At 55.3% G+C, this 24,013-nt stretch carries 21 protein-coding genes; 11 read left to right on the top strand and 10 right to left on the bottom strand.

What is annotated here, in order from left to right:
* Positions 1-223: 223 nt before the first annotated feature.
* The 3 genes from MPQ_RS12335 to MPQ_RS12325 form a co-directional block, all read right to left on the bottom strand.
* Entirely contained in the window at positions 224-1,663 is a 1,440-nt protein-coding gene (locus MPQ_RS12335) for an ammonium transporter (protein ID WP_013443292.1), read from the bottom strand.
* A gap of 12 nt (positions 1,664-1,675) precedes the next feature.
* The gene (glnK, locus tag MPQ_RS12330) at positions 1,676-2,014 is read right to left on the bottom strand and encodes a P-II family nitrogen regulator (protein WP_013443291.1); all 339 of its coding nucleotides are present in this window, start codon (positions 2,012-2,014) and stop codon (positions 1,676-1,678) included.
* 97 nt (positions 2,015-2,111) lie between these two features.
* Positions 2,112-2,930 (bottom strand): TorF family putative porin, encoded by an 819-nt coding sequence (locus tag MPQ_RS12325; RefSeq protein WP_013443290.1) that lies wholly within the window; start codon positions 2,928-2,930, stop codon positions 2,112-2,114.
* A 242-nt stretch (positions 2,931-3,172) separates the two neighbouring features.
* Between MPQ_RS12325 and MPQ_RS12320 the strand changes: the two genes are divergently transcribed.
* The 5 genes from MPQ_RS12320 (at position 3,173) to MPQ_RS12300 (ending at position 12,679) form a co-directional block, all read left to right on the top strand.
* Entirely contained in the window at positions 3,173-3,439 is a 267-nt protein-coding gene (locus MPQ_RS12320; protein ID WP_013443289.1) for an accessory factor UbiK family protein, read from the top strand.
* Between the two features lie 9 nt (positions 3,440-3,448).
* Positions 3,449-4,939 carry a YifB family Mg chelatase-like AAA ATPase gene (locus tag MPQ_RS12315; protein ID WP_041362418.1) on the top strand — a complete coding sequence of 497 codons (1,491 nt, stop codon included), beginning with the start codon at positions 3,449-3,451 and terminating at the stop codon, positions 4,937-4,939.
* A 13-nt stretch (positions 4,940-4,952) separates the two neighbouring features.
* On the top strand, positions 4,953-5,996 hold the full coding sequence (locus MPQ_RS12310; RefSeq protein ID WP_013443287.1) for a VIT1/CCC1 transporter family protein: 1,044 nt from the start codon (positions 4,953-4,955) through the stop codon (positions 5,994-5,996).
* 248 nt (positions 5,997-6,244) lie between these two features.
* Positions 6,245-10,114, top strand: coding sequence for a methionine synthase (gene metH, locus MPQ_RS12305; protein ID WP_013443286.1), 3,870 nt, complete (start codon positions 6,245-6,247; stop codon positions 10,112-10,114).
* Between the two features lie 450 nt (positions 10,115-10,564).
* Positions 10,565-12,679 (top strand): TonB-dependent siderophore receptor, encoded by a 2,115-nt coding sequence (locus tag MPQ_RS12300; protein WP_041362417.1) that lies wholly within the window; start codon positions 10,565-10,567, stop codon positions 12,677-12,679.
* A 94-nt stretch (positions 12,680-12,773) separates the two neighbouring features.
* On the opposite strand, the gene MPQ_RS12295 is transcribed toward MPQ_RS12300, so the two are convergent.
* Entirely contained in the window at positions 12,774-14,042 is a 1,269-nt protein-coding gene (locus MPQ_RS12295; protein WP_013443284.1) for an EAL and HDOD domain-containing protein, read from the bottom strand.
* A 185-nt stretch (positions 14,043-14,227) separates the two neighbouring features.
* Here MPQ_RS12295 and mpl point away from each other — a divergent pair, with 185 nt between their 5' ends.
* Genes mpl through MPQ_RS12280 form a run of 3 tightly spaced genes read left to right on the top strand, consistent with a single transcriptional unit; the run spans position 14,228 to position 16,923 of the window.
* Complete coding sequence (mpl, locus tag MPQ_RS12290; RefSeq protein WP_013443283.1) at positions 14,228-15,601, top strand: UDP-N-acetylmuramate:L-alanyl-gamma-D-glutamyl-meso-diaminopimelate ligase; 1,374 nt, start codon at positions 14,228-14,230, stop codon at positions 15,599-15,601.
* Between the two features lie 8 nt (positions 15,602-15,609).
* Positions 15,610-16,554 (top strand): energy transducer TonB, encoded by a 945-nt coding sequence (locus MPQ_RS12285; RefSeq protein ID WP_015831058.1) that lies wholly within the window; start codon positions 15,610-15,612, stop codon positions 16,552-16,554.
* A gap of 51 nt (positions 16,555-16,605) precedes the next feature.
* A complete protein-coding gene (locus MPQ_RS12280; RefSeq protein ID WP_013443281.1) occupies positions 16,606-16,923 on the top strand; it encodes a ferredoxin in 318 nt (105 codons plus the stop codon).
* 30 nt (positions 16,924-16,953) lie between these two features.
* Here the strand turns inward: MPQ_RS12280 and MPQ_RS12275 are convergent, their stop codons facing one another.
* Positions 16,954-17,367 (bottom strand): HIT family protein, encoded by a 414-nt coding sequence (locus MPQ_RS12275; protein ID WP_041362415.1) that lies wholly within the window; start codon positions 17,365-17,367, stop codon positions 16,954-16,956.
* Positions 17,368-17,467: 100 nt separating this feature from the next.
* Complete coding sequence (locus MPQ_RS12270) at positions 17,468-18,124, bottom strand: pyridoxamine 5'-phosphate oxidase family protein (RefSeq protein ID WP_013443279.1); 657 nt, start codon at positions 18,122-18,124, stop codon at positions 17,468-17,470.
* Between the two features lie 288 nt (positions 18,125-18,412).
* Here MPQ_RS12270 and MPQ_RS12265 point away from each other — a divergent pair, with 288 nt between their 5' ends.
* Together MPQ_RS12265 and MPQ_RS12260 are read left to right on the top strand one after the other, a co-directional pair.
* Positions 18,413-18,709, top strand: coding sequence for a hypothetical protein (locus MPQ_RS12265; protein ID WP_013443278.1), 297 nt, complete (start codon positions 18,413-18,415; stop codon positions 18,707-18,709).
* 281 nt (positions 18,710-18,990) lie between these two features.
* On the top strand, positions 18,991-19,794 hold the full coding sequence (locus MPQ_RS12260; protein ID WP_013443277.1) for a 2OG-Fe(II) oxygenase: 804 nt from the start codon (positions 18,991-18,993) through the stop codon (positions 19,792-19,794).
* 72 nt (positions 19,795-19,866) lie between these two features.
* Here the strand turns inward: MPQ_RS12260 and MPQ_RS13960 are convergent, their stop codons facing one another.
* A complete protein-coding gene (locus MPQ_RS13960) occupies positions 19,867-20,010 on the bottom strand; it encodes a hypothetical protein (protein WP_168088819.1) in 144 nt (47 codons plus the stop codon).
* 151 nt (positions 20,011-20,161) lie between these two features.
* Here MPQ_RS13960 and MPQ_RS12255 point away from each other — a divergent pair, with 151 nt between their 5' ends.
* Complete coding sequence (locus tag MPQ_RS12255) at positions 20,162-20,737, top strand: hemerythrin domain-containing protein (RefSeq protein ID WP_013443275.1); 576 nt, start codon at positions 20,162-20,164, stop codon at positions 20,735-20,737.
* Between the two features lie 112 nt (positions 20,738-20,849).
* Here the strand turns inward: MPQ_RS12255 and MPQ_RS12250 are convergent, their stop codons facing one another.
* The 3 genes from MPQ_RS12250 to MPQ_RS12240 all read right to left on the bottom strand — a co-directional run bounded on the left by MPQ_RS12250 (position 20,850) and on the right by MPQ_RS12240 (position 23,927).
* Entirely contained in the window at positions 20,850-21,308 is a 459-nt protein-coding gene (locus MPQ_RS12250; protein WP_013443274.1) for a hypothetical protein, read from the bottom strand.
* A gap of 178 nt (positions 21,309-21,486) precedes the next feature.
* The gene (locus MPQ_RS12245; protein ID WP_013443273.1) at positions 21,487-22,488 is read right to left on the bottom strand and encodes a hypothetical protein; all 1,002 of its coding nucleotides are present in this window, start codon (positions 22,486-22,488) and stop codon (positions 21,487-21,489) included.
* Positions 22,485-23,927, bottom strand: a complete 1,443-nt coding sequence (locus MPQ_RS12240) for a hypothetical protein (protein ID WP_013443272.1) — start codon at positions 23,925-23,927, stop codon at positions 22,485-22,487. Before MPQ_RS12240 ends, MPQ_RS12245 begins: the two co-directional genes overlap by 4 nt.
* Positions 23,928-24,013 lie beyond the last annotated feature (86 nt).

Raw genomic sequence — 24,013 nt, 5'->3', positions numbered from 1 at the left:
GGCATTCTCTGCTATTTTCCTGGGGTAAACGGCCTGCCAAAGCTGATAAATGTGCATTTATGCACCATGAATGTGCAAAACCAAGCAATCGCCTTATGACGCCAAGCCAATCCACCGATGTTGCTGCGGCTCAGGTCGCCGTGTGCTGAAGAGTTTAATGAACAATAAAAAACGGGCGCATTGCTGCGCCCGTTTTGACTAACTGCTACTTAAGCGTCAAGGCTTAGTAGTGGTAAGCACGTTCACCATGTTCAGTGGTGTCCAGACCTTCGCGCTCGGACTCTTCGCTTGCGCGCAGGCCGATGACGATGTCAACAATCTTGAACAGGATGTAGCTGATAACGCCAGTCCATACCACAGTGATACCCACTGCGATGGCTTGGGTCGTTACTTGCTGGCCCATGGTCACGCCTTCAGCATATCCAACACCGCCGAAGTCTGCAGACATCAGTGCGCCAGTTGCAATGGCACCCAGGATACCGGCAATGCCGTGTACACCGAAGACATCCAGAGAGTCATCATAACCCAGGGCATTCTTCAGCTTGGTAACAGCCCAGAGGCTGATGAAGCTGGCCAGGAAGCCGAGGATGATGGAACCCATAGGGCCGATGAAGCCGCAAGCAGGGGTGATGGCAACCAGACCAGCAATCGCGCCAGAAGCAGCACCCAGCATGCTTGGTTTGCCCTTGAACAGCCATTCAGCAAATACCCAGCCAACAACAGCGGCACCAGTAGCCAGTTGTGTGTTGATCAGAACCAGGCCAGCAACACCATCAACAGCCAGTTCGCTACCTACGTTGAAACCGAACCAACCCACCCACAGCAAGGAGGCGCCAATCAGCGTCATCACCAGGTTGTGTGGAGGCATGGCTTCTTTGCCGTAACCAATACGCTTGCCGATAACCAGGGCACCTACCAGCGCTGCAATACCAGCGTTGATGTGCACAACAGTACCACCAGCAAAGTCCTTGGCGCCGTGACCGTTAAACAGTGGGCCAGCATCGCTCAGCAGACCGCCGCCCCAAACCATGTGGGCGATTGGGATGTAAACGAAGGTCACCCACAGTGCCAGGAACAGCAGCACGGCTGGGAACTTGGTACGCTCGGAGAAACCACCGATGATCAGGGCTGGCGTAATGGCAGCAAAGGTCAGCTGGAAGGTGATGAAGACATACTCAGGGATAACACCGCTGAGGCTGTCAGGCGTTACACCTGCCAGGAAAGCTTTGCTCAGGCCGCCGACAATCGCGTTCCCTTCCGAGAAGGCCATACTGTAGCCATATACGGCCCACAGGACGGAGATCAGGGAGAAGGCAACGAATACCTGCATGCCCACGGACAGCATGTTCTTGGTGCGAACCAGGCCGCCGTAGAACAGAGCCAGGCCAGGTACCGCCATCATCACGACCAGCACAGTGGCAGTGATCATCCAGGCAGCGCTGCCGGTATCCAGTTTTGGTTCTTCAGCAGCAGCGGCAGGTGCGGCTTCTGCAGGAGCAGCTGCCTCAGCGGCAGGCGCTGCTTCAGCTGGGGCAGCTGCAGGAGCTGCCTCGGTGGTGGTGGCTGCCGGAGCTTCATCTTCGGCAAAACCAATGGTGCTGGCGCCCAGTGTACCCAGGCCCAACATACCAACTAATGTAATCAGAGATAAAAATCGTTTCATGGCTGTCCCCTATTAGAGCGCGTCAGGACCGGTTTCACCGGTACGGATGCGATAAACCTGCTCAAGATCAAAAATGAAAATTTTGCCATCGCCGATTTTGCCGGTGGTGGCGGACTTCTCAATCACTTCAATCACCTGATCGAGCATGTCGTCTTTAATGGCGACTTCGAGTTTTACTTTTGGCAGAAAATCGACGACATATTCGGCACCACGATACAGCTCGGTGTGGCCCTTTTGACGTCCAAAACCCTTGACTTCAGTAACGGTGATCCCCTGTACGCCGATGGCGGAAAGAGCCTCCCGTACCTCGTCAAGCTTGAATGGCTTGATGATCGCGGATACGAATTTCATGCGTGTCTCCTGATGAGTGTTGAAAGTGATGAGGCGGGTTGCTCAGCCGCCTCATCCCAGTTTAACTAAACAATTTAACCTTGAGGGTTAAATGAATTTAGAAGGTTTTTTGAACGTAAACGGTAACTGCATCTTTACCGATGTTCTTGCCGTCAAGCTTCCAGGCATTGTCGGTGTCGGTGCCGGTGTAGTAAGCGCCAACGTTAACACCGTTGTCCCAGGCTTTAGCTACGCCCAGTTTCCAGTCGGTGTAGGTGAAGCGATCGTCGTTGTCTTCGCTAGTACCTTTGAGGGATTTTGCAGTGCCGTCAAAGTATTGGTAGCCAACGTGGGCAATCAGCGAGTAGCCAGTATCTGCAAATGGATATACAGCTGTCAGATCAACGTAGTTGGAACCACGGCCATCATCAACACCGAAAGCGCCGTCAGAAACAACGTAAGAATCTTTCAGAGTGAAGAACTTCCAAGTCAAAGCACCGTAAACTTCAGTGGTGTTAGGATCTTGTGCGCCGGTAACTTTCTTGCCTGGGTATACATACTGCAGCAAACCAACATCGTAGCCAATGCCAGTGTCACCGATGGTGCTGCGGTAGCCACCATAGATATCCCACTCAAGGCTGCTGTCTTGCTTGATCATGGAGTTGCCGCCAGCGTTGTTAGCATTGGTCCAGCTAACGTTGGAGCCCCAGGTGCCCAGGTAGAAACCGCTGGAGTGGGAGTAGTCAACGCCGCCTTGCAGAGCTGGCTCATTAGCGGTTTGTGTCAAACCACGGAAGATGTATTGGCTGTAAAGGCCAACGTTGTAGGTGAAAGTGTGTGGCGAAGCAGCTTCTTCAGCGGCAGCGTCGGCGGCCAAAACGGCAGCAGGTGCTGCGAAGGTGCCCAGAACGGCTACCAGTAAAAGCGATTTACGCATTGAATTTCCTTTCAGAGTAAAAAAACAACATAAAACGAGCAACAAACATAAAGCAACACTCGTGCCAAAAAGACAAAGCACGGAAAAACATTGAGTTACAATGCTAAAGTAATGAGCTGGGTGAAACAATGAGAGTATTTCCTTGTTTACAATAATTTGCGGCACCCCTATGGTGCGTTTACATATGTATGCGCGCACTGAATAACAGCCAATATGACGTAATGGATGGAGGTAAATGAAACATGAATTCGGCTTTTTTGAATGATTTGTCATTGAAAATAAAGGAAATTTCCAAATCATCCCCATTGGGTGATCTGGAGAAGAATTTAAATGCACTATTACAGGGCGCGTTCACCAAGTTGGAGCTGGTTTCTCGAGAGGAATTTGACGTACAGGCCGATTTGTTGCGGGTTGCAAGGCAACAGCTGGATGATGCGCAGATTAAATTGGAAAAAATGGAACAAAAACTGACAGAACTGGAAGTTTTGTTGCAAAAAACCAACAATTAGATGTGAATCATGTCACTTGCGGTCATTAAAAGTCGTGCATTGTGTGGCATGGATGCACCACCGGTGGATGTGGAAGTGCACCTTGCCAATGGGTTTCCCAGCTTTACGATAGTCGGTTTACCCGAAGCTGAGGTGAAGGAGAGCAAAGATAGAGTACGCGCTGCCCTGCAGACGGCGCAGTTCGAATTTCCTGCTCGCCGCATTACGGTCAACCTGGCGCCTGCCGATCTTCCCAAGGAAAGTGGGCGCTATGATTTGCCGATCGCGATCGGGATTCTGGCGGCGTCCGGCCAATTGCCGATAGAGGGTTTGGCGCAATATGAAATGGCTGGAGAGCTCGCCCTTACCGGGGAGCTGCGCCCCGTCAAAGGGGCCTTGGCTATGACCTATAAAGCCTGGCGCGATGGCCGGGCTTTTATTTTGCCCGAAGCCAGTGCAGCGGAGGCTGCGCTGGTGACGGATGCGCAGATACTGCCCGCCAGCAGTTTGCTTGCGGTATGCGCGCATTTGCTTGGTCAGTCGCCGCTGGCATTGCAGCAGCCGGAAGTGCCATCCACCACGCTAGCTTATGCTGACTTCGCCGACGTGAAGGGGCAGGCACATGCCAAGCGTGCTCTGGAAGTGGCGGCGGCAGGGGGACACAGTATCTTGATGCAAGGACCGCCGGGTACCGGGAAGTCTATGCTGGCCGCCAGATTGCCAGGCATTTTGCCCGCGATGACCGAAGAAGAAGCATTGGAGTCTGCCGCCATTCAGTCGCTCAACGGCGCGTTTCGAGCAAGCGCGTGGCGGCAGCGGCCTTACCGCGCGCCACACCACACGGCATCGGCGGTGGCGCTGGTGGGAGGCGGCAGTGTGCCACGCCCGGGCGAAATATCCCTGGCGCACCACGGCATTCTGTTTCTGGATGAAGTGCCGGAGTTTGATCGCAAGGTGCTTGAGGTGCTGCGCGAGCCGCTGGAATCGGGGCGCATCACCATCTCCCGAGCTGCCCGGCAGGCGGACTTCCCCGCGCGCTTCCAGCTGGTAGCCGCGATGAATCCCTGCCCTTGCGGGTATCTGGGGCATTACAACAATAAATGCCGCTGCACGCCTGACCAGGTGTCGCGCTACCGCCATCGTCTTTCCGGCCCGCTGATGGATCGTATCGACATGCATATAGAAGTACCTGCCTTGCGCGACGATGAATTGCTGGCGCGTGAGAGCAGCGAAAGCAGTGATCTGGTGCGTCGCCGTGTCGAGGCTGCGCGTGCGCTGCAAGTGCAACGCCAGGGGAAAGCCAATGCACTATTGGAAAGTCATGAGATCGATATCTGGTGCGAGCTGGATGCCCAAGGCCAAGCCTTGGTAAAGCAGGCCATCAATCGGCTCAACCTGTCCGCCCGGGCGTATCATCGGATATTGAAGCTGGCCCGCACGATTGCCGATCTGGCGGGTGCCAGGGATATCGCAACTGCGCATGTGGCCGAGGCGATTCAGTACCGCAAGCACGAAATATAAAGGCTTACATCTCATGGAAAAATACCATTCCGCCTGGCTTGAAGAAATGCGATCCGCCTGCATTTACAGACAAATGTCAGTGCAGGAGCCCGTCGAGGCGCATCGCGAACTGTTCAAACAGCTGGCCGCCGAGGCGGAGTCTCAAGCCGGCATATGGCATAAACAAGGCATAGCCAACGGTTCGGCTATGCCCCAGACCTATCAGCCCGATTTACGCACTCGTGTGGTGCTGCTGTTGCTGCGTAGCCTTGGAGGCCGGCGATTGAAGCCCTTGCTGGCTGCCATCAAGATACGCGGCCTATCCGTTTACCGTCAGCCGCGGCAGCAGAATGAACATCCGACGCCGCTTTCCATTAATGACGTCGAGCTTGGTCATCGTAATGCCGGTACCAGCGGCGGCCTGCGCGCTGCCGTGTTTGGGGTGAATGATGGTCTGGTTTCGATTGCATGCCTGGTGATGGGCGTCGCCGGAGCGGCGGCCAATGTGTCGACCATCCTCATGACCGGCGTGGCTGGTTTGCTGGCCGGGGCATTTTCCATGGCAGCGGGCGAGTATATTTCCATGCGTTCGCAGCGTGAAATGTTTGAGTATCAGATCGGGCTGGAACGCGATGAGCTGGCGCAATACCCCGAACAAGAGGCACGTGAGCTGCAGCTGATTTATCAGGCCCGAGGCTTGAATGAAGCCGAAGCGCGGGCCTTGGCCGAGCGCATGGTGGCCGACCCGGAAAAAGGCCTGGATGCCCTGGCGCGGGAAGAGCTGGGTTTGAACCCCGATGAGCTGGGCTCGCCGTGGACGGCGGCCCTGTCCTCCTTCCTGGCGTTTACTTTTGGCGGGGTGGTACCACTGTTGCCTTATCTACTGGGCGGCGGTGCCCATGCGCTGATGGGGGCGATTGCCCTGACGGCGCTGGCCTTGTTTGGCATAGGCGCTGCCTTATCCCTGTTTACCGGGCGAAATGCCTGGCAGGGTGGCCTGCGCATGCTGTTGATTGGCAGCGCTGCAGGTGCCATGACCTACTGGATAGGCAGCTTGCTGGGCACGTCGGTGGTTTGAACCAGAACTAGTGTCAGGCAGTGACAGGCAAATGATGTCTCAAAATGCCTTGATCTGAACCCGTTATCGCAATTGCAGTCCTATGACCCTCGTTGCCATCCATGAGCCAGGGAAAGCTGCGAATAAACAATCGCCTGTGCCTGAAAGCAGTGCCTGTTTTATAATGACGCCTTTGTCTTAACACCTGCTGACCGCAAGGTCTGCGCATGGCTGTCATGCCAGACTAGCCATCACTATATGAGCGCCCCATGAACCAGCCGTCTACGTTATCCACTGCCATTCCCATCTCTGCCACTGAGGTTCGCCTGCGCGAGCTGCTGGCAGAGCGCATCCTGATTCTGGATGGCGCCATGGGGACCATGATTCAGCGCTACAAGCTGACAGAGGAAGATTATCGCGGTGGCCCGCAGGGCCGGTTTGCCGATTTCAAGCCAGGCTTGGCATTTTGCCCCAATGGTGATGGCTGTGGGTGTGGTCAGCCGCATGCTGCGCCTGCAGAAGGCGAGGCGCGCGAACTGTTCGTCAAAGGCAATAATGAGCTGCTGACATTGACTCAGCCGCACATCATCCAGGAAATCCACGAGCAATATCTGGCGGCAGGTGCCGATATTATCGAGACCAATACCTTCGGCGCGACCACGGTTGCGCAGGAGGATTACCATATGGCGCACCTTGCGTTTGAGATGAACGTGGAAGCCGCCAAGCTGGCACGCGCCGCTTGCGACAAATACAGCACGCCGGACAAGCCGCGCTTTGTGGCAGGCGCGCTCGGCCCTACGCCAAAAACCGCGTCCATTTCCCCCGACGTTAACGACCCGGCTGCCCGCAATATCACCTTCGATCAGCTGGTAAAGGCGTATCTGGAGCAGACCATTGCGCTGGTGGAAGGCGGTGCCGATATCCTGCTGGTGGAAACCATTTTTGATACGCTGAATTGCAAGGCCGCGCTGTTTGCGATTGATGCCTACTTTGAGCAAAGCGGCAAGCGCCTGCCCATCATGATTTCCGGCACGGTAACAGATGCCTCCGGCCGCATACTCTCAGGCCAGACGGTGCCTGCATTCTGGCATTCCGTGCGCCATGCCCGACCACTGACCATAGGCCTTAACTGTGCCTTGGGTGCAGCGCTGATGCGGCCTTATGCCGAAGAGTTGTCCAAGATCGCCGATACCTTTGTTTGCATCTACCCCAATGCCGGTTTGCCTAACCCGATGTCGGACACCGGCTTTGACGAGGAGCCGCAGGATACCTCCAGCCTGCTGAAAGAATTTGCCGAGAGCGGTTTTGTGAATGTGGCAGGCGGCTGCTGCGGCACCACACCTGCGCATATCCAGGCCATTGCCGAGACGGTGAAAAACATCGCCCCACGCCAGGTGCCGGCGCCTCGCCATGCTACGTTACTGGCTGGTCTTGAGCCTTTTATCATTGATGACAGCTCCCTGTTTGTGAATGTGGGTGAGCGTACCAATGTCACCGGTTCCAAAGCCTTTGCCCGCATGATCCTGAACGAGCAATATGAGGATGCCCTGCAGGTGGCGCGTCAGCAGGTAGAAAACGGTGCGCAGGTCATCGATATCAACATGGATGAAGGCATGCTGGACGCCGTGAAGGCGATGACGCACTTCCTGAATCTGGTTGCCTCCGAGCCTGACATTGCACGTGTGCCCATCATGATCGACTCTTCCAAGTGGGAAGTGATCGAGGCGGGCTTGAAGTGTGTGCAAGGCAAGTCCATCGTCAATTCCATCTCCATGAAGGAAGGCGAAGCCGAGTTTCTGCGGCAGGCGCGCCTGTGCCGTCGCTATGGCGCTGCAGTCATCGTTATGGCCTTTGATGAAAAAGGCCAGGCGGATACCTATGAGCGCAAGATCGAGATCTGCAAACGCGCTTATGATTTGCTCGTAAAAGAGGCGTCTTTCCCACCCGAAGACATTATCTTCGACCCCAATATCTTTGCTGTTGCCACCGGTATTGAGGAGCACAACAACTACGCCGTGGATTTCATCAATGCCACGCGCTGGATCAAGGAAAACCTGCCTTATGCCAAGATTTCCGGCGGTGTTTCCAATGTGAGCTTCAGCTTCCGCGGCAATGACTCGGCACGCGAAGCCATCCACACCGTGTTCCTGTATCACGCCATCAAGGCGGGTATGACCATGGGTATCGTCAATGCCGGCATGGTCGGTGTGTACGATGATCTGCCTGCCGAGCTGCGCGAGCGTGTGGAAGATGTGGTGCTGAACCGCCGTGAAGATGCCACTGAGCGCATGATCGAGTTTGCGGCCACCCTGACGGCGGGTGGCAAGAAAGAGGCGCCCACGCTGGAGTGGCGCGGCACGCCCGAGCAGCCGGTATCGGTGGGCAAGCGGCTGGAACATGCCATGGTGCATGGCATTACCGAATTTATTGTGGAAGACACCGAAGAAGCACGCCAACAAGTGATGGCCGCCGGGGGCCGCCCGATCAATGTGATCGAAGGCCCGCTGATGGACGGCATGAATGTGGTGGGTGATCTGTTTGGTCAGGGCAAGATGTTCCTGCCGCAGGTCGTGAAATCTGCGCGCGTGATGAAGCAGGCCGTGGCCCACCTGATTCCCTTCATTGAGGAAGAAAAAGCCGCGGAAGAAAAGCGCACCGGCGTGGCCGCCAAGCCCAAGGGCAAGGTGGTGATCGCGACAGTAAAAGGCGATGTGCACGATATAGGCAAGAATATTGTGTCGGTGGTGTTGCAGTGCAACAACTTCGAGGTGGTGAACATGGGCGTGATGGTGCCGTGCTCGGAAATTCTGGCTACCGCCAAGGTTGAAAACGCCGACATCATCGGCTTGTCTGGCCTGATCACGCCGTCGCTGGAAGAAATGGCCTATGTCGCCAAGGAAATGCAGCGCGACCCGCACTTCCGCATGCTGAAGATACCGTTGTTGATTGGTGGCGCGACGACATCCCGTGCACACACTGCGGTCAAGATCGCGCCCAATTATGATGGGCCAGTGATCTATGTGCCGGATGCCTCGCGCTCGGTATCTGTGATGCAGTCGCTGCTGACGCCTGAGCAGCGTGAGAGCTACATCAATGAAGTTGCCGCGGATTATGACCGCGCGCGTACCCAGCATGCCAATAAAAAAGGCCCGACGATGTTGACCCTGGCCGAGGCGCGGGCCAACAAGGTCAAAGCCAGGTTTGATGGTGCGAATGCTCCGGTGAAACCCAAATTTATTGGTCGCCGGGTGTTCAAGAATATTGATCTGGCCACTATCGCGGAATACATCGACTGGGGTCCGTTTTTCCAGACATGGGATCTAGCCGGCTTTTACCCTGCCATCCTGACCGATAGCGTGGTCGGCGAAGCTGCCACCAAGCTGCTGGCAGAGGGGCAGGCCATGCTGAAAAAGATCATTGAAGGCCGCTGGCTGACTGCTAACGGCATTGTGGCGCTATTGCCTGCCAATACCGTCAATGATGACGATATTGAAATCTACACCGACGATACCCGCAGTCAGGTGGCCTTTACCTGGTATGGCATGCGCCAGCAGACCGCCAAGCCGGTGATTGATGGCGTGGCACGTCCCAATCAGTGTCTGGCCGATTACATTGCGCCCAAGGCATCCGGCGTGGCCGATTACATCGGCATGTTTGCGGTGACAGGTGGGTTGGGCATCGACAAATACCTGGAACGCTTCGAGAACGACCATGACGATTACAGCAGCATCATGCTGAAGTCGCTGGCTGATCGATTGGCGGAAGCCTTTGCCGAATACCTGCATGCCCGTGTGCGTACCGACCTCTGGGGGTACGCCGCGGACGAGCAGCTGGATAATGACGCGCTGATCAAGGAGCAATACCGCGGCATTCGTCCGGCGCCAGGCTACCCGGCCTGCCCGGATCATACGGTCAAACCCGATATGTTCCAGGTCATGCAGTGCGATGAAATTGGCATGACGCTGACCGAGTCGCTGGCCATGATGCCTGCCGCTGCCGTATCCGGATTTTATCTGGCGCATGCTGATGCCAAGTATTTCAGCGTGGACAAGATAGGCCAGGATCAGCTCAAGGACATGGCGACAAGACGCGGGCTCTCGGAGGAGTATCTGGAGCGCTGGCTCGCGCCCAATTTATAGCAACGACTGGATGCCACCATGTGGGGAGCGCAATACTCTCCATATGGTGATGCCTTATTTCTAGCTGGTTACAGCTGCTTTTTTCTATCTTCCTTTGTTGTTTTTCCTTTCTCAGCGGCCTTGTTCTCTCTCTTCCTGCCTTGCTTTCGTTTTGCATTGTTCCCTGCCATCGTCCTTCAATATCTTGCTCTTTGATACATGCTTTACATGCCTGTCAGCTCTGGTTGCTGATCAGACGCCAGCATAAAAATACTTATGTTGCAATTGAGAACAATTGTCATTTACAATAATTAACATCATTGGATAGGCAAGTCACCACCCACCGACGTAGTTCAGCGGTCCCCACCCAGCAGATCTCTTCTGCCCAATGCGATTCATCTCATCAGTTACTAAAAAACCAGAAAGGCTCAGGGGGCCATGTATCGCCATTCCAAATTGCATTTAGCATTAATGTTTGTATTCAGCAGTATTTCCACAGCTTCATTCGGCGCCACGCCAAATCCCGAAGACAGCCCCAGCGAACTGGATGAAGTGAAGGTAAAGGCGCAAAAAGAAGTGTCTTCTCCTTATCAGGCTGTTGTCAGCACCACAGCAGCAAAAATCGATGTGCCTTTGCGTGATATTCCGCAGACGGTGAACGTGATCCCCAAGGCTTTGATGGAAGATCAGGGGGCCATATCGCTGCAGGATGCACTGCGCAATGTGCCCGGCATTGGCTTCAGCAATGGTGACGGTCAGCGCGATCAGGTAAATATTCGTGGATTCAGCGCGATTGCCGATCAGTTCGTGGATGGCATCCGTGATGATGCGCTTTACTTCCGTGATCTTGCCAATGTGGAGCAGATTGAGGTCTTGAAAGGCCCGGCAGCGGTGCTGTATGGCCGCGGCTCATCTGGGGGCCTGATCAATCGTATAACCAAGAAGCCGTTTGACAAGCCGATGATTAATCTCACTACGACCATTGGCAGCTATGATTTCCAGCGATACGAAGCAGATATCAACCAGCCGCTAGGGGATAATGTGGCTTTGCGTATCACTGGTGCTCGCCAGAAGAGCGATGGTTTCCGCGATCAATCCTTTACTGATCGTGAATTTATTGCGCCCTCCATCCAGTTTGATATTTCCGAAAAAACACGTCTTTTGTTGCAGGCGGAATATCTGGATGATCGACGGCTGAATGACTTTGGCGTGCCTGCCATCAATGGTCGTCCGGTCAAGGTCAATATAGATACGTATTATGGATCGGCCAATGCGCGGCGCGATGACTATGTGCAAAGCCGCGTCAGCGCGGGCTCTTTTGTGCTGGAGCACAAATTCAGTGAGGATGTGAAACTGCGCAATGCTTTCCGCATATATCACTATGATCTTGACCGCAACAACACCGTGGTTAGCAGCATTACCGGTACCATCAGCAACCCGATAGCTAACCGGCGCTACAGCACAGTGCAGCGTGAAGAAGATGGCTATTTCAATCAGACCGATCTCAGTATCAAAACGCGCGCATTTGGCCTTGAGCATGCCTTGCTGTTTGGCATGGAGTTTGGCGAACAGAAGAAAGATGCCCTGTCTGGAAACTATCAGAATCCTGCCTCGGTGAGCCTGTACAACCCGGTGCTGACGCCTTCCGCCCGTGTAGGCCTCGCGCCTTCTAACTCTACTGGCACCAGCACGACGGCGGCGTTTTACATGCAGGATCTGGTCACGTTGTCCGAGCGCTGGAAAGCGCTGGTAGGGGCCCGCTATGATCGCTTTAATCAGGAAACAAAAGACAATCTGAGCTCGGCCAAGCTTGATCGCGTGGACAAAGAGTGGAGCCCGCGGGCTGGGCTGGTTTATCAGCCGGCGGATGATGTCAGCTTGTATGGCTCTTATACCAAGTCGTTCCAGCCATCGCAGGAAACCTTCAATCTGGCGTTCAACAACAATGCCGCCCAGCTGGCACCAGAAGAAACCACCAATTATGAGGTGGGCGCCAAGCTGGACTGGCTGAATGGCAATCTGTCGACCATGGTTTCCCTGTTCCGGCTTGAGCGCACCAACATCAAGAGCGCAGATCCTGCCAACAATAATCGACTGATACCGGTCGGCGAGCAGCGTACCGATGGACTGGAGTTATCCGCCATGGGACGTCTGGCGGAAGGCTGGGACGTCAATGCTGGTTATGCCTATATGGATGCCAAGATTACGGACTCGCCTTCGACCATGGCCGTCAATATCGTCGGTGAACCTGCGCGAGTGGCACTTGAAGGCAATCGCGCCAGCCTCACGCCGCGGCATAGTGCCAACCTTTGGGTATCGCACCGATTTGGCAATGGTTTTGGCCTGGCCGGGGGCGTGGTGTTAGTGGGCGATCAGTATGCATCGGCCAGCAATGTCGTGAAATTGCCCGGCTATACCCGCTTTGACGCCAGCGCTTTTTATGAGACCAAACGCTACGACTTGCGCCTGACATTGAACAACTTGTTAGATAAGGAGTATTACATTTCTGCCCATGGCGGCGCTGATTTGTACAACACCCCAGGAGCGCCACGTAGTGCGCTGCTGAGTTTGCGGCTCAAGTTCTGATTTTGTATTTAGCCAATTAGCACCATCGAAAAGAAAAAGCCGGCAGATTGCCGGCTTTTTTGTGACGCCTTAGCGCAAGACTTACATCATCCAATCACGCAGCCTGTTTGTTAAGCTCGGCGGCCCATTGCATGGCTTGCAACTGGATGGCGGTAAAGTCACCGACGCTGATGCCCAATGCATGAAGATCGGCACGCACGGCTTCAAAGTCGGTGCGTTCTATTTCCTGCGCCAGTTGCAATAACTGGCCGAGCGGGCCTTCGTGCGCCAGGATGGCCTGTTTAAGGTGCTCCATCAGGCCGATTTCATTCAGGATTTTCTCGATGGGTACTTGCAATACGGCATCGACCAGCGACAGCATGCCGACCATGAAGGCCTGATCACTGAAGCGCGGCTCGGGTGATTGCAGCTTGAGTGCAATCAGCTCCATCAGGCGGGCGCGGCTGGCAACTTGCTGCATCAGGTTGCTGGCGGTGCCAGCTTCGGGTGAAACATACAGTAAAAGCTGCACCCAGCGCAGCAGCTGGCGCTGGCCCAGCACGGCAATGGCCTGGCGTATGGAGCCGATTTCCTGCTGACGACCACCGCTGATACCGACCGAGTTGACCAGCCGCAGCAGGCTGACCGAGAGGTCGGGGCTTTGCTTGAAAGGTTCTTCCAGCGCTTGCAGGTTTGCGTCACTGATGAGCATGCCCATGATGCGCATCAGTGTCATCTGGTTAGGCTGTGGTTTTTTGCCCTGCAGGATCACCGGCTGTGCAAAGAAATAGCCCTGAAACAGCTCAAAGCCAAGCTTCTTGAAAGCTTCAAATTCTTCTTCGTTCTGGACTTTTTCCGCGAGGAGTTGAATGTGATTATGCTTGCGCAACACGGTCAGCGATGGTGCCATGTGCTTGAGCGGGGTGATGGTAAGGTCGACTTTCACAATATCGACCAAGGGCAGGATATGGTCGTATTCCGGGCGGTAGAGAAAGTCATCCAGTGCGATACGAAAGCCCATTTCTTTCAGGGCGGCGCAACGTTCCACGATTTGCGCATTGATGGGAACATCTTCCAGGATTTCGAGGATCACGCGGTCTGGTGGCAACAACTCCAGCGTCTCGCTCATCAGCAGGCTGGCGGAGACATTCAGAAAGGCATCTTCATTACCAAGCACCAGCTCAAGGCCGAATTCACTCAGCATGTTGACGATGACGGTAGAGGTGGCAAGCACGTCATCCACCACGTCTGCCGAGAGGCTGGCTTCCGATCGGAACAGCAGCTCGTAGGCTATGATTTTTCGGTTCGCAGTCAATATGGGCTGGCGTCCGAGAAAGACATCGGCCCCTCCTGAGCCTAATGGCTCGATTACTGCGCTACTCATCAACGGTGCTCCCCATATTCAAGTGATACTGACTGCCTTTTAGTCCTGCTATCGCTTATCATTATGCATAAAATGGTACAGGACACTATTTTTTAAATACTTTAAAAGCTAACGGGATCATTAAGCAATAGTTTTTACAACTCGGATACATTCCCTTTCCCGTCATCATTCGTTAAGAACACATCATGCATATTCACATCCTCGGCATTTGCGGAACATTCATGGGCGGCATTGCAGTGCTGGCCAAAGCCGCAGGCCATCGCGTGACCGGTTGCGATGCCAATGTCTACCCGCCGATGAGCACACAACTGGAGGCGCAGGGCATAGACCTGACCGAAGGTTTCTCCCCAGAGCAAACCGCGCTCAATCCTGATATTTACGTCATTGGCAATGTGGTCTCCCGCGGCAACCCATTGATGGAAGAAATCCTCAATCGTGGCTTGCCCTATGTCTCGGGTCCGCAGTGGCTGGCCGAGAATGTATTGCGCGATAAATGGGTGCTGGCAGTCGCCGGCACGCATGGCAAAACCACCACCAGTTCCATGCTGGCCTGGATTCTGGAATACGCCGGGCTGGCGCCTGGTTTTCTGATTGGCGGCGTGCCGCAGAATTTTGATATCTCTGCCCGCTTGCCCGGTGCCCCGCGGCAGGAGCCTCAGGGGCGCTCGCCCTTTTTCGTGATTGAGGCCGATGAATACGACACGGCGTTTTTCGACAAGCGCTCCAAGTTTGTCCACTATCGCCCACGCACGGCCGTGCTCAACAATCTCGAGTTTGACCATGCCGATATTTTTGCTGACCTGGCCGCCATTGAAACCCAGTTTCACCATCTGGTGCGCACCGTGCCGCAGCAGGGCCTGGTGGTAGCCAATGGACGGGAAGAAAGCCTGCAGCGTGTGATCGCTCGTGGCTGCTGGACCCCGGTGGAAACCTTTGGCGATGCGCATGGCTGGCATGCTGGCGCCGCCGATGCCGAGGGCAGTTTTGATGTGATACAAGGCGAGCAGGTATTGGGCCGCGTGCAATGGAGCCTGCTGGGCGAGCATAACCGCATGAATGCATTGGCCGCGCTGGCGGCTGCGCGCCATGTGGGCGTGCCCGTTGAGGTCGGTATTGCGGCGCTTGCCGAATTCCAGAATGTGAAACGCCGCATGGAAGTGCGCGGCGAGGTGAAGGGGATTACGGTCTACGATGACTTCGCGCATCACCCGACTGCGATTACCACCACGCTGGAAGGTTTGCGCGCCAAGGTCGGGGCCTCGCGTATTCTGGCGGTGCTGGAGCCACGCTCCAACACCATGAAGCTGGGCGTCATGAAAGCCGCCTTGCCCGCCAGTCTCAAGTCAGCCGACCGTGTCTACTGTTATGGGGCCAACCTCGGCTGGGACGCGGCCGAAGCCCTGCACGACATGGGCGAGATTGCCCTGGTGGAAACCGACATGACGAAGCTGGTGGAAGCCATCGCCCGCGAAGCACGCAGCGGTGATCATATTCTGGTCATGAGCAATGGCGGCTTTGGCGGTATCCATCAAAAACTGCTGGAAAGGCTGGCCGCTTGAATCTGCGCATGTTGAGCCGCCTTGATGCGCTGGGCGTCACCTTGCTGGTGTCGGCCGTGCTGCATATCGCGATCATTGCCAGCCTGGATTTCAAGGCGCCTGACTTGCAGGTATTGAAGGACAAAATGTCGTCCATGGATGTTGTGCTGGTCAACACCAAAACCGAAAGCAAGCCAGAGAAAGCCGATGCACTGGCCCAGGCCAACCTGAATCGCGGCGGTAATACTGATGCGGATCGTCGCATGAAATCGGCATTGCCACCGCCTGACCAGCCACCCAAGCAAACCACTCCCAAACCGGAAGCGCAGTCACGCCAGAGTGCCATGCAAGCGTCTTCTACTACCTCTGAAGCGGAGCGTCGACAGCAAAAAGTGGCTGAACTGGAGAAGCAGGTGCAAGAACTGATGCATCAGCTGCAATCGACCAACAAGGTGGAGACCCACCCCGCGCAGGAAGCCGCCGCAGTCAAGCCGGAAACCGGCGAGCAGTCGGCCAGCAGCAAGTCGCTCAAGGCCGCTGATTTGCTGGCCAGCAGTCTGGATATGGCGAGACTGGAAGCGCAGATTGCCAAGCAGCAGGATGAGTATCAGAAGCGCCCCAAGCGCAAGTTTATCGGTGCCCGTGCTCAGGAATACCGCTTTGCCGCTTACGTGGATAACTGGCGGCAGAAGGTTGAGAAGGTCGGTAGCCTCAATTATCCCGAAGCCGCCAAGGATAAAAAACTGTATGGCAAGCTGACCATGACCGTTTCCATCCGCGCCGATGGCAGCCTGGACAAGATCGAAATCAATCAGAGCTCAGGCTACAAGGAACTGGATGATGGTGCGCGTCGGATTGTAGAACTGGCGGCGCCGTTTGCCCCGTTCCCGGAAAATGTGCGCGCCGATACCGATATCCTGAGCGTGACCCGCACCTGGAACTTTACCCGTCAGGACAGTCTGACCACGGAGTAGCCGCCTTATGCGGCCATGCCTTCATAACCTAGCCTCATGAAAATGAACGCCATGACACCCTATTTTCAGCATCACGTGTTTTTCTGCCTTAACAAGCGCGAGGATGGCTCAGATTGCTGCGCCAATCACGGCGCCGAGGCTGCCTTTGACTACATGAAATCGCGTATCAAGAAGCTCAAGCTGAGCGGCAAGGGCAATGTCCGTATCAATCGTGCTGGCTGCCTGGATCGCTGCAGCGAGGGCCCGCTGATGGTGATTTACCCGGAAGCGGTCTGGTACGGTTTTGTCGACAACGAAGACATTGATGAAATCATCGAGTCGCATCTCATCAATGGCAAGCCGGTTGAGCGGCTGATATTGCAGGGCTAGCCTGTTTCAGGTGGCAGGCCCTGCAACTGGCTAGCCAAGAATCTGCTGGATTTCCTGTTTCAGTGCGTTGGCCGTGGCGGCATCCAGCGGATGGCCCATGGTCTCGCGGCGGGCAGGCGCCCATATCGCAGCAGGGAAGTGCCGGTCACGTTTATAGCGCGGGATAACGTGCCAGTGCACATGCGGCGTCATATTGCCCAGGCTGGCGAGATTGATCTTGTCTGGTCGCATGATCTTGCGCACCGCTTGTTCCACCTTGAGCACCACTTGCATCAGGCGCAGCTGATCTTCGCTGGCAAGATCCGTCATTTCTTTCACATGACGGTTAAGTATCACCCGGCAAAAGCCCGGGTAATCCTGGTCTTCTACCCGTACCACCCGGCAGAATTCATCCTGCCATTGCAACTCGCCCCCTGGCACTGCACATAATTCACAACTTGCCATTGTTATCCCTGTTATTTCTGGCACCTGACGCGCCTGATATGCCAGCTGGCATTATAACGCCCACCTGCCGCCGTTGCGCATAGGTGGGCGAGATGGGCGCTTAACCTTCGCCTTTCATCACCAGCTCGGCATACTCTTCGAAACTGATCGTGCCGCCCAGCGATTCCGCTACATCCTTGTCGCGCGCTGGTAAGGCATCCTGCAGGCCGTCAATCCGCTTCCATTGTGGCAATGGCGTCGGGCAATGCGGCTGCGGTACATAGCGCGAGGTGGCAACGCGCTGATGAGGATGGATGTAGCGCGGACAGTTGATGAATATCTCTTCTATCGTCACGCGCACTACCAGCTCCGCCTCTTTATATTCCTGCAGCAAAGGGTCATTGGGCACAATTTGCGCCGTGCCATGCACGCGCACGCGGTGCGGGTGCTCAAAATCAATAAACAGCATGCCGATTTTCGGGTTGAGGGTCATGTTGCCCATGGAAAGGTACATGCCATTGCCGTCCAGACTGGGGAAGGCCAGGGTCTTGCTGTCCAGCACCTTCACAAAGCCAGTGCTGCCGCCTTTGTAAGAGCAGGTGGGGAAGCCTCTGTGATCAATGGTGGAGAGGAAAAACATGTCGCGGCTCTCGATGAAGCCACGGTGCTCATCGCTGATCTCGGGAACGACAATAAACTCGCTTACCCGGTCTGCCATGCTGACGGTATCAAACTGCTGCTGCAACACGCGGTGCTGCGCGCCATAAAGATCACTCATGTTCACCCTCCAAAAAACCAACGGTTAAACGACTGGACAGGCATTCTAACCTCATTTGCCATGCCATGAGCAGCCTGCAAATGCAGGGCTTGCTGCCTTTGCCTTTACCTGCAGGGAACGCAAGCGCCAGGCAGGACTCACAGCTAAGGCGAGACGCCACCGCTTATCTGCTGGAGACCAGAGCCCGCGCGTGCGAGTAAAACGCCCCTTGTTCAATCAGTAGTATGATGTTTTATTCAGCTTGCAGCGCAGGCGCAGCGATCATTATTCATTTTATGGAGGTATGACATGACAGCCGAAAATTCATTGCCCGCCGTATCCATACGCATTTTTTTCACTAGCGACACGCTGGATGAAGAAGGCATTCCCTCCATTTACCGCAGTTACCAGATCAGCGGTCGGGCAGCCCTGCCAAATGAAGCCCCCAGTGGCTATGGTGTGGCCAAGGTGGCCCCCCTGTCGGACGATGCCCCGGCGCTGGTGCCCGATGAAGTGCAGGCTCCCGGCGGCGCGGATGGCGCCATTGCCGCCGCCATTGAGCAGCTTAAAATGCTGAACCCTGGCCTGGAGTGCAAAGGGGCTTGATCCTTGCCCCTCTCGCCAGACATTTTTAACGCCGGAAGCTGTAATTTCTGTTCTAAGGTGAGAGGGTTTGGTGGGATAATTTCGTTAGCTGTTGTGTCAGCAAGCAGTTGCTGGCGCTACGGTTTTTGCAGATGTAATGGCCGTATATCCGATGGATAACGGTTCTGCCCCTTGCGCATGTGAGGGGCTTAGCTTTATCGACAGGGCGTAAGCCCGCTTAATAACCCGTCTATCGCACATCATGGTGTGTGCCTGCACTACGAAAGACGCAAGGAGCATTGATGCAAACAGTCAGCCTGACCCTTCCGATTGATACACAGGATGGGCCCTATCTGGAAGAGTCACAAGCCATCGCCTGCGGGGAAACACTGGCCAGCCAGTACCAGTCAGGTGAGCCATTTCCGCATATCGTCATCGATAATTTTTTACCGGAAGCCCTGGCTCAGTCTATCCTCGACCAGTTTCCGCGCGAGCAGACCAGCAATGAGAAAGTCTATGAGCGTGGTTACCGTGGCCTGCATAAGCGTCAGATCAGTCCGAATGCCTGCAACCGCGAGCTGCGTGAGGTGTTTGCCTTTGTAAACTCGGCACCGGTGTTGCTGTTCCTGCAAAAAATGACAGGCATAGATGGCCTGATTCCTGACCCCTATTTCAACGGTGGCGGTTTCCATGAAACCAGTCGCGGTGGGCTGCTCGGCGTGCATTCGGATTTTCGTATCAACAAGTCCATGCATCTGGAGCGCAGGCTCAACATGATCATTTATCTCAACAAGGATTGGCAGCCGGAGTACGGTGGCGACCTGGAATTGTGGGACACGAAAATGACCAAGTGCCTGAAAAAAGTCGCGCCCATTTTCAATCGCTGTGTGGTGTTCAATACCGACGAAGATAGCAATCACGGGCACCCTGAACCGCTCAATACCCCGGACGGCATTACCCGTAAATCCATGGCGCTTTATTACTACACGGCGTCCAAGCGCATTTACGAAGACATTGAGGTGCACAAGACCAACTACAAGCCACGCCCGCGCGATAAATTCAGCCTGCGTTATTTGTGGGAGCGGATACGCCCCAATCGTGGTTAGTCTGCGCTGACCAACGTGAAAAAAAGGGGGCAACACTGCCCCTTTTTCTTTTATAAACGACTAGCGCTCTCGTCAGGTAAACATCTCCAGCATGGCCGTGGTGATGTGTTGCCGCAGGCGTTCATAATCCTGCCAGGGATCCTGTTTCTGACGCGAGGCGCTCTGGCAGATCGGAGATAGTGAAGGCGTCCGAGCGTAATGCTGCTTGGTGCGCATGAAGATCTGCACTATGCCGATGCGATCCGACGGTCCCCCACATCGATCTCTACAGTATTTCCTACATGGCAATCAGCTTTATCTGCTGGTTGAGACTGACCGCTGGTGACACTCTGAGGGGGCATTAAAAACCCACCTTGAGGAGATGAAAATGACGTTACCACGCCAAGCAGATGCGACCGTGAAATCCACCACCCGCCGCACGGCGCAGAAGAAAGACGTGATCGAGCAACTGGTTGATGATCACAAGAATGTGAAAAAGCTGTTCAAGCAATATTCCAAGCTGGCCGAGAAAGAAGACATCGAAGGCAAAACCCTGGTAGCCAACCAGATCTGTCTGGAGCTTACCGTGCACGCCCGTGTGGAAGAGGAAATTTTCTATCCGGCTGCGCGTGCGGCGATTCATGACGACGATCTGCTGAATGAGGCGGTGGTAGAGCACAGCACCGCCAAAAGCCTGATCGGCCAGATTCAGTCCATGAATCCTTCTGACCCCATGTATGACGCCAAGATGACCGTGCTTAGCGAGTACATTGACCATCACGTGGAAGAGGAAGAAACAGAAATGTTTCCCAAGGTCAAAAAGGCCAAGGTTGATCTGGAAGAGCTGGAAGTCGAAGTAAGCAAGCGCCGTGGTCAACTCATGGCGGAAGTGGTCAATGCCGAAGGGGGCATTGATATCAAGAAGCTGAAGGCGGCGGTTCAGCAAGCCATGCCCAAGCACTAGGTGCGACGCAAATAAAAACAGGAGCCTTTGGGCTCCTGTTTTTATTGTCTGTCTCTCGGATTCTCCAGGCGGGCAGAAGTGGGTCCTTTGTTTACTTGACTCGGCCTGCTATTTACTTGGCGTTTTCGCGGATCACAAAACCACCCGGTGGAGGTGCTACCTCGGGAATATCCTTGGCTCGGGTATCCGGTTTTTCATCAATGATCTCCGGTTGCGGCTCGGTGGGGGCCGGGTCAGTTGGCGGATACGCCTTGTGCGGATCGGGTGTCACGGTTTCTGGTGGATGTTGCCGATAATCAGGGTCCGCAGTGGGCGGATTAGGTTGATCCAGTACATCAGGATCCTGTGGCGGCGGCGTTTCAGGTTGTTTTTCACGCGGACGTTTTCCAGCGTCCGGGAAAGCCTGCCCTCCGGATACGTTTTCATTTTCCAGATTATCGTCGTCATTGCGGGCATCGGCATCAGCCGGGCAAATGCCGAATTCCTTCAGCAAATGATCAGAAGGGAATTGCCAGCGCGGAGGACGTTGAAAGCGGGAAGCAGGCGCGCCTGCCACGAGGTATGAATGCATGATGGTCTCCAGAAAGGGTGGAAGTCAGCATTCACCTTAAATGGGGACAGGGAGACGAGGCATCGGAGAGTGGCTGCTCTGTGCGTCAGATTTTATGTAGGCCTAGACGCCTGTATCGAGTTTGGACTAAATCCTATACCTGCCATTGTGCCCGTAAGACATGGTTAACATCGGCTGCTCAAAGCCCGGATTTCCAGTACCAGATCAGGCTGCCTGACAAGCCTGCTTCCCCCGCTCCCGGCATGGGCTCGCCCAGGCGCAGGCGTACTTCCCGCATGTTGATACGCGGGCACAGCCAGACGCCCTCACGTGGGCAAGCCTCGCCGGATAATGCGGAAAGCCAGGGTTCATCGCCCGCTGCGTCTTGCTGGGCTGCCGTGACGAGGCGGGTATCCACCAGACCACCGCCGGTATCGGCCACGCGCTCTACCAGCGTCCATACCGCAGGTTCGAGATGGTTATAACGAATACCATCTGGAGTGCGGCCTATATTGGCCATGCTGGCTTCGGGCGCGTCTGGCAACGCCGGGATGAACTGGGCACAACTGTATGCGACATCCGGCAGATAAATCCCGGACTTCGGCACGTCCTCTCCGGTGGCACACTGGTAAAGCGGATTAAGCTGGTAGGTGGGCCACTCCTTGGGAAGTGTGATATCCCAACCCCGCAGGTTTTCTTTCAGGTCGCCCAACAGGTCGCCGCGTTTCCAGCCATAACGAAACGTAGGCCCGATATTGGCCGCGTATTTTTGGGCAATGCCCTGTTGCCGATAAAACTCCTGCAAGGGGTTGAAGCCGAGGCGGGCAACCAGTGCAGGCTCTTCCATCCAGCCATGCCAGTAATCGCTGGCACCGCGGATATCGCTCTGAATCGCTGCAGGTGCCCACACACCTGGATCGCCTTTGCTGATGCGATGGTGGATTTCACGCATGTGCAGCAATGTGCGGATGAGATTGGGTAAGACCCGGTTACCCCATACGATATCCACCTGTGTACCCGGTTCGCGCTGGCGATAGTTGGAAGGGATATGCCGCATGTAGTCGTCATAAGCGAGTTCGGCTACATCTACCATGCATTCCCAGGCGTTCAGCATCCTGGCGAAATAGCGCGGACTGCTGTATTGCTCTTGCAGCCAGATTTCCTGCGGGATCAAAGGCGTTTTGAGGTCCATGCTGCTCATTTGGAGTCCTTGTCCGACGTGGTGGGCCATTTGTGTTGCAAGACAGGCACGCCGATGAGCCTGGGGTTGCCTGGGTTGTAAGGGTTGTAACCCCAGTGTGTGGGCCACCGCTTTTGCAAGTGTTCACTCTTGAGATCATAAGGATCGAGCAGTATCTGCAGGCCTCCGCCTTTCAGGGTATAGCCAGTGCCGTACATCTCCTGCGAGGCACTGATACCTTGCCAGCCTTTGAGCGTGGTGCCTTCCGGCACCTGGTATGTCATGAACTCGCCATTACTTTTCCAGATGCGCCACACGCCAAACTTACGCCGCCATTCGTCTTTGCTGGTGATGGCGTCGAACTCGGCTTTGCTGGTCCACCACTGACCGCTGGCAAATGATTTTTCTGTCGGATCTACAATCCGGTACAGCACCGTGCCCGGAGGATATTTGGCTGGCATCACATTGCCGTGAAAATTGGCAAACTCGTACTGGATATTGCGCGGGTACCCCTTCTGTATCATCTCGTCGGCATTCGCCGGCATTTCATCCAACCCCGGGTATTGGGGGCGCACCAGGCCCTTGTCCACCCAGACCGGCTTGGCCTTGTCCATGGCTTCTTTTTCCATGTGCATGAGCCGGGGACCCTGGGCTGCAGGGGCGGCGGTTTTCAGCGCCCGTGCCTGTTCCTCATCCAGCCGCTTGGCCAGTTTCTCCAGCCATTCCTGCAAGGGCCTCACAATGCGTCCCATGATGCCATTGGCGCGCTCGCGTACGGCCTTGATCTCGCGCTGCAGTTGCACGACCTTGTGCTGGGTGGTGGTATTGCCATAGCGGCTGACGTAATCCAGCAGTTCGTTCAATGTCTGATGCAGGTTGTCGAATGCCGTCAGCAATTCGTTTGCGGTGATGGTTTTGGAGAGCGCCCTCACCTGGGTTGCCAGCCAGCCATAGGGGTTGGTGATGCGCATGGTTTTGAGCGTTTTTCTGACGATGCCGCTGCTCATGTGCACATTCAGCCGTTGAATGCTGCGCTCTACAAAGGGAGATAGTGCATCCCACACATGCGCATTGGCTCGCATGGCTTTGGGAACGCCATGCCTCGCATAGCCAAACAGGATTTTGAGGCAGCCCTTGAGCAGCGAACCCAGGGTGGGGAAGAGACCCAAAAGCGTGAGGCAGAGGGCAAACCAGTGCCAGCCGTTATTGGGGTCTTTATTGATCTGTTTGCAGTTGGCGATCAGGTCGCGCACATCGCATACCTGATCAATGAGCGGCACCATGGAGATGATGGTACCGGTTGCGAGCTGGGCGTTCGATTGATCAGTCTCGCCGAAATCTCCCTGCAAGACTTCCCACAGCCACTGCACTGTCTGCTCGCTGCCCTCATTAATGCCATCCACCCAGCCGACTGGAGCGGCTTTCAGGGTTGCCAGTGCCACCTTCAGCTGTTCCCACATCGTCACGGTCTCCTGTCAGGGAGGGCATGACTGCCGAGACCTGCCATCCATAAAGGCAGGCGCAGGTGAGTGACAAGGGGAGGCAG

It is taken from the genome of Methylovorus sp. MP688, assembly GCF_000183115.1.
In the GTDB taxonomy this organism is placed as follows: domain Bacteria; phylum Pseudomonadota; class Gammaproteobacteria; order Burkholderiales; family Methylophilaceae; genus Methylovorus; species Methylovorus glucosotrophus.
This window is presented reverse-complemented; position numbering and strand designations above follow the sequence as displayed.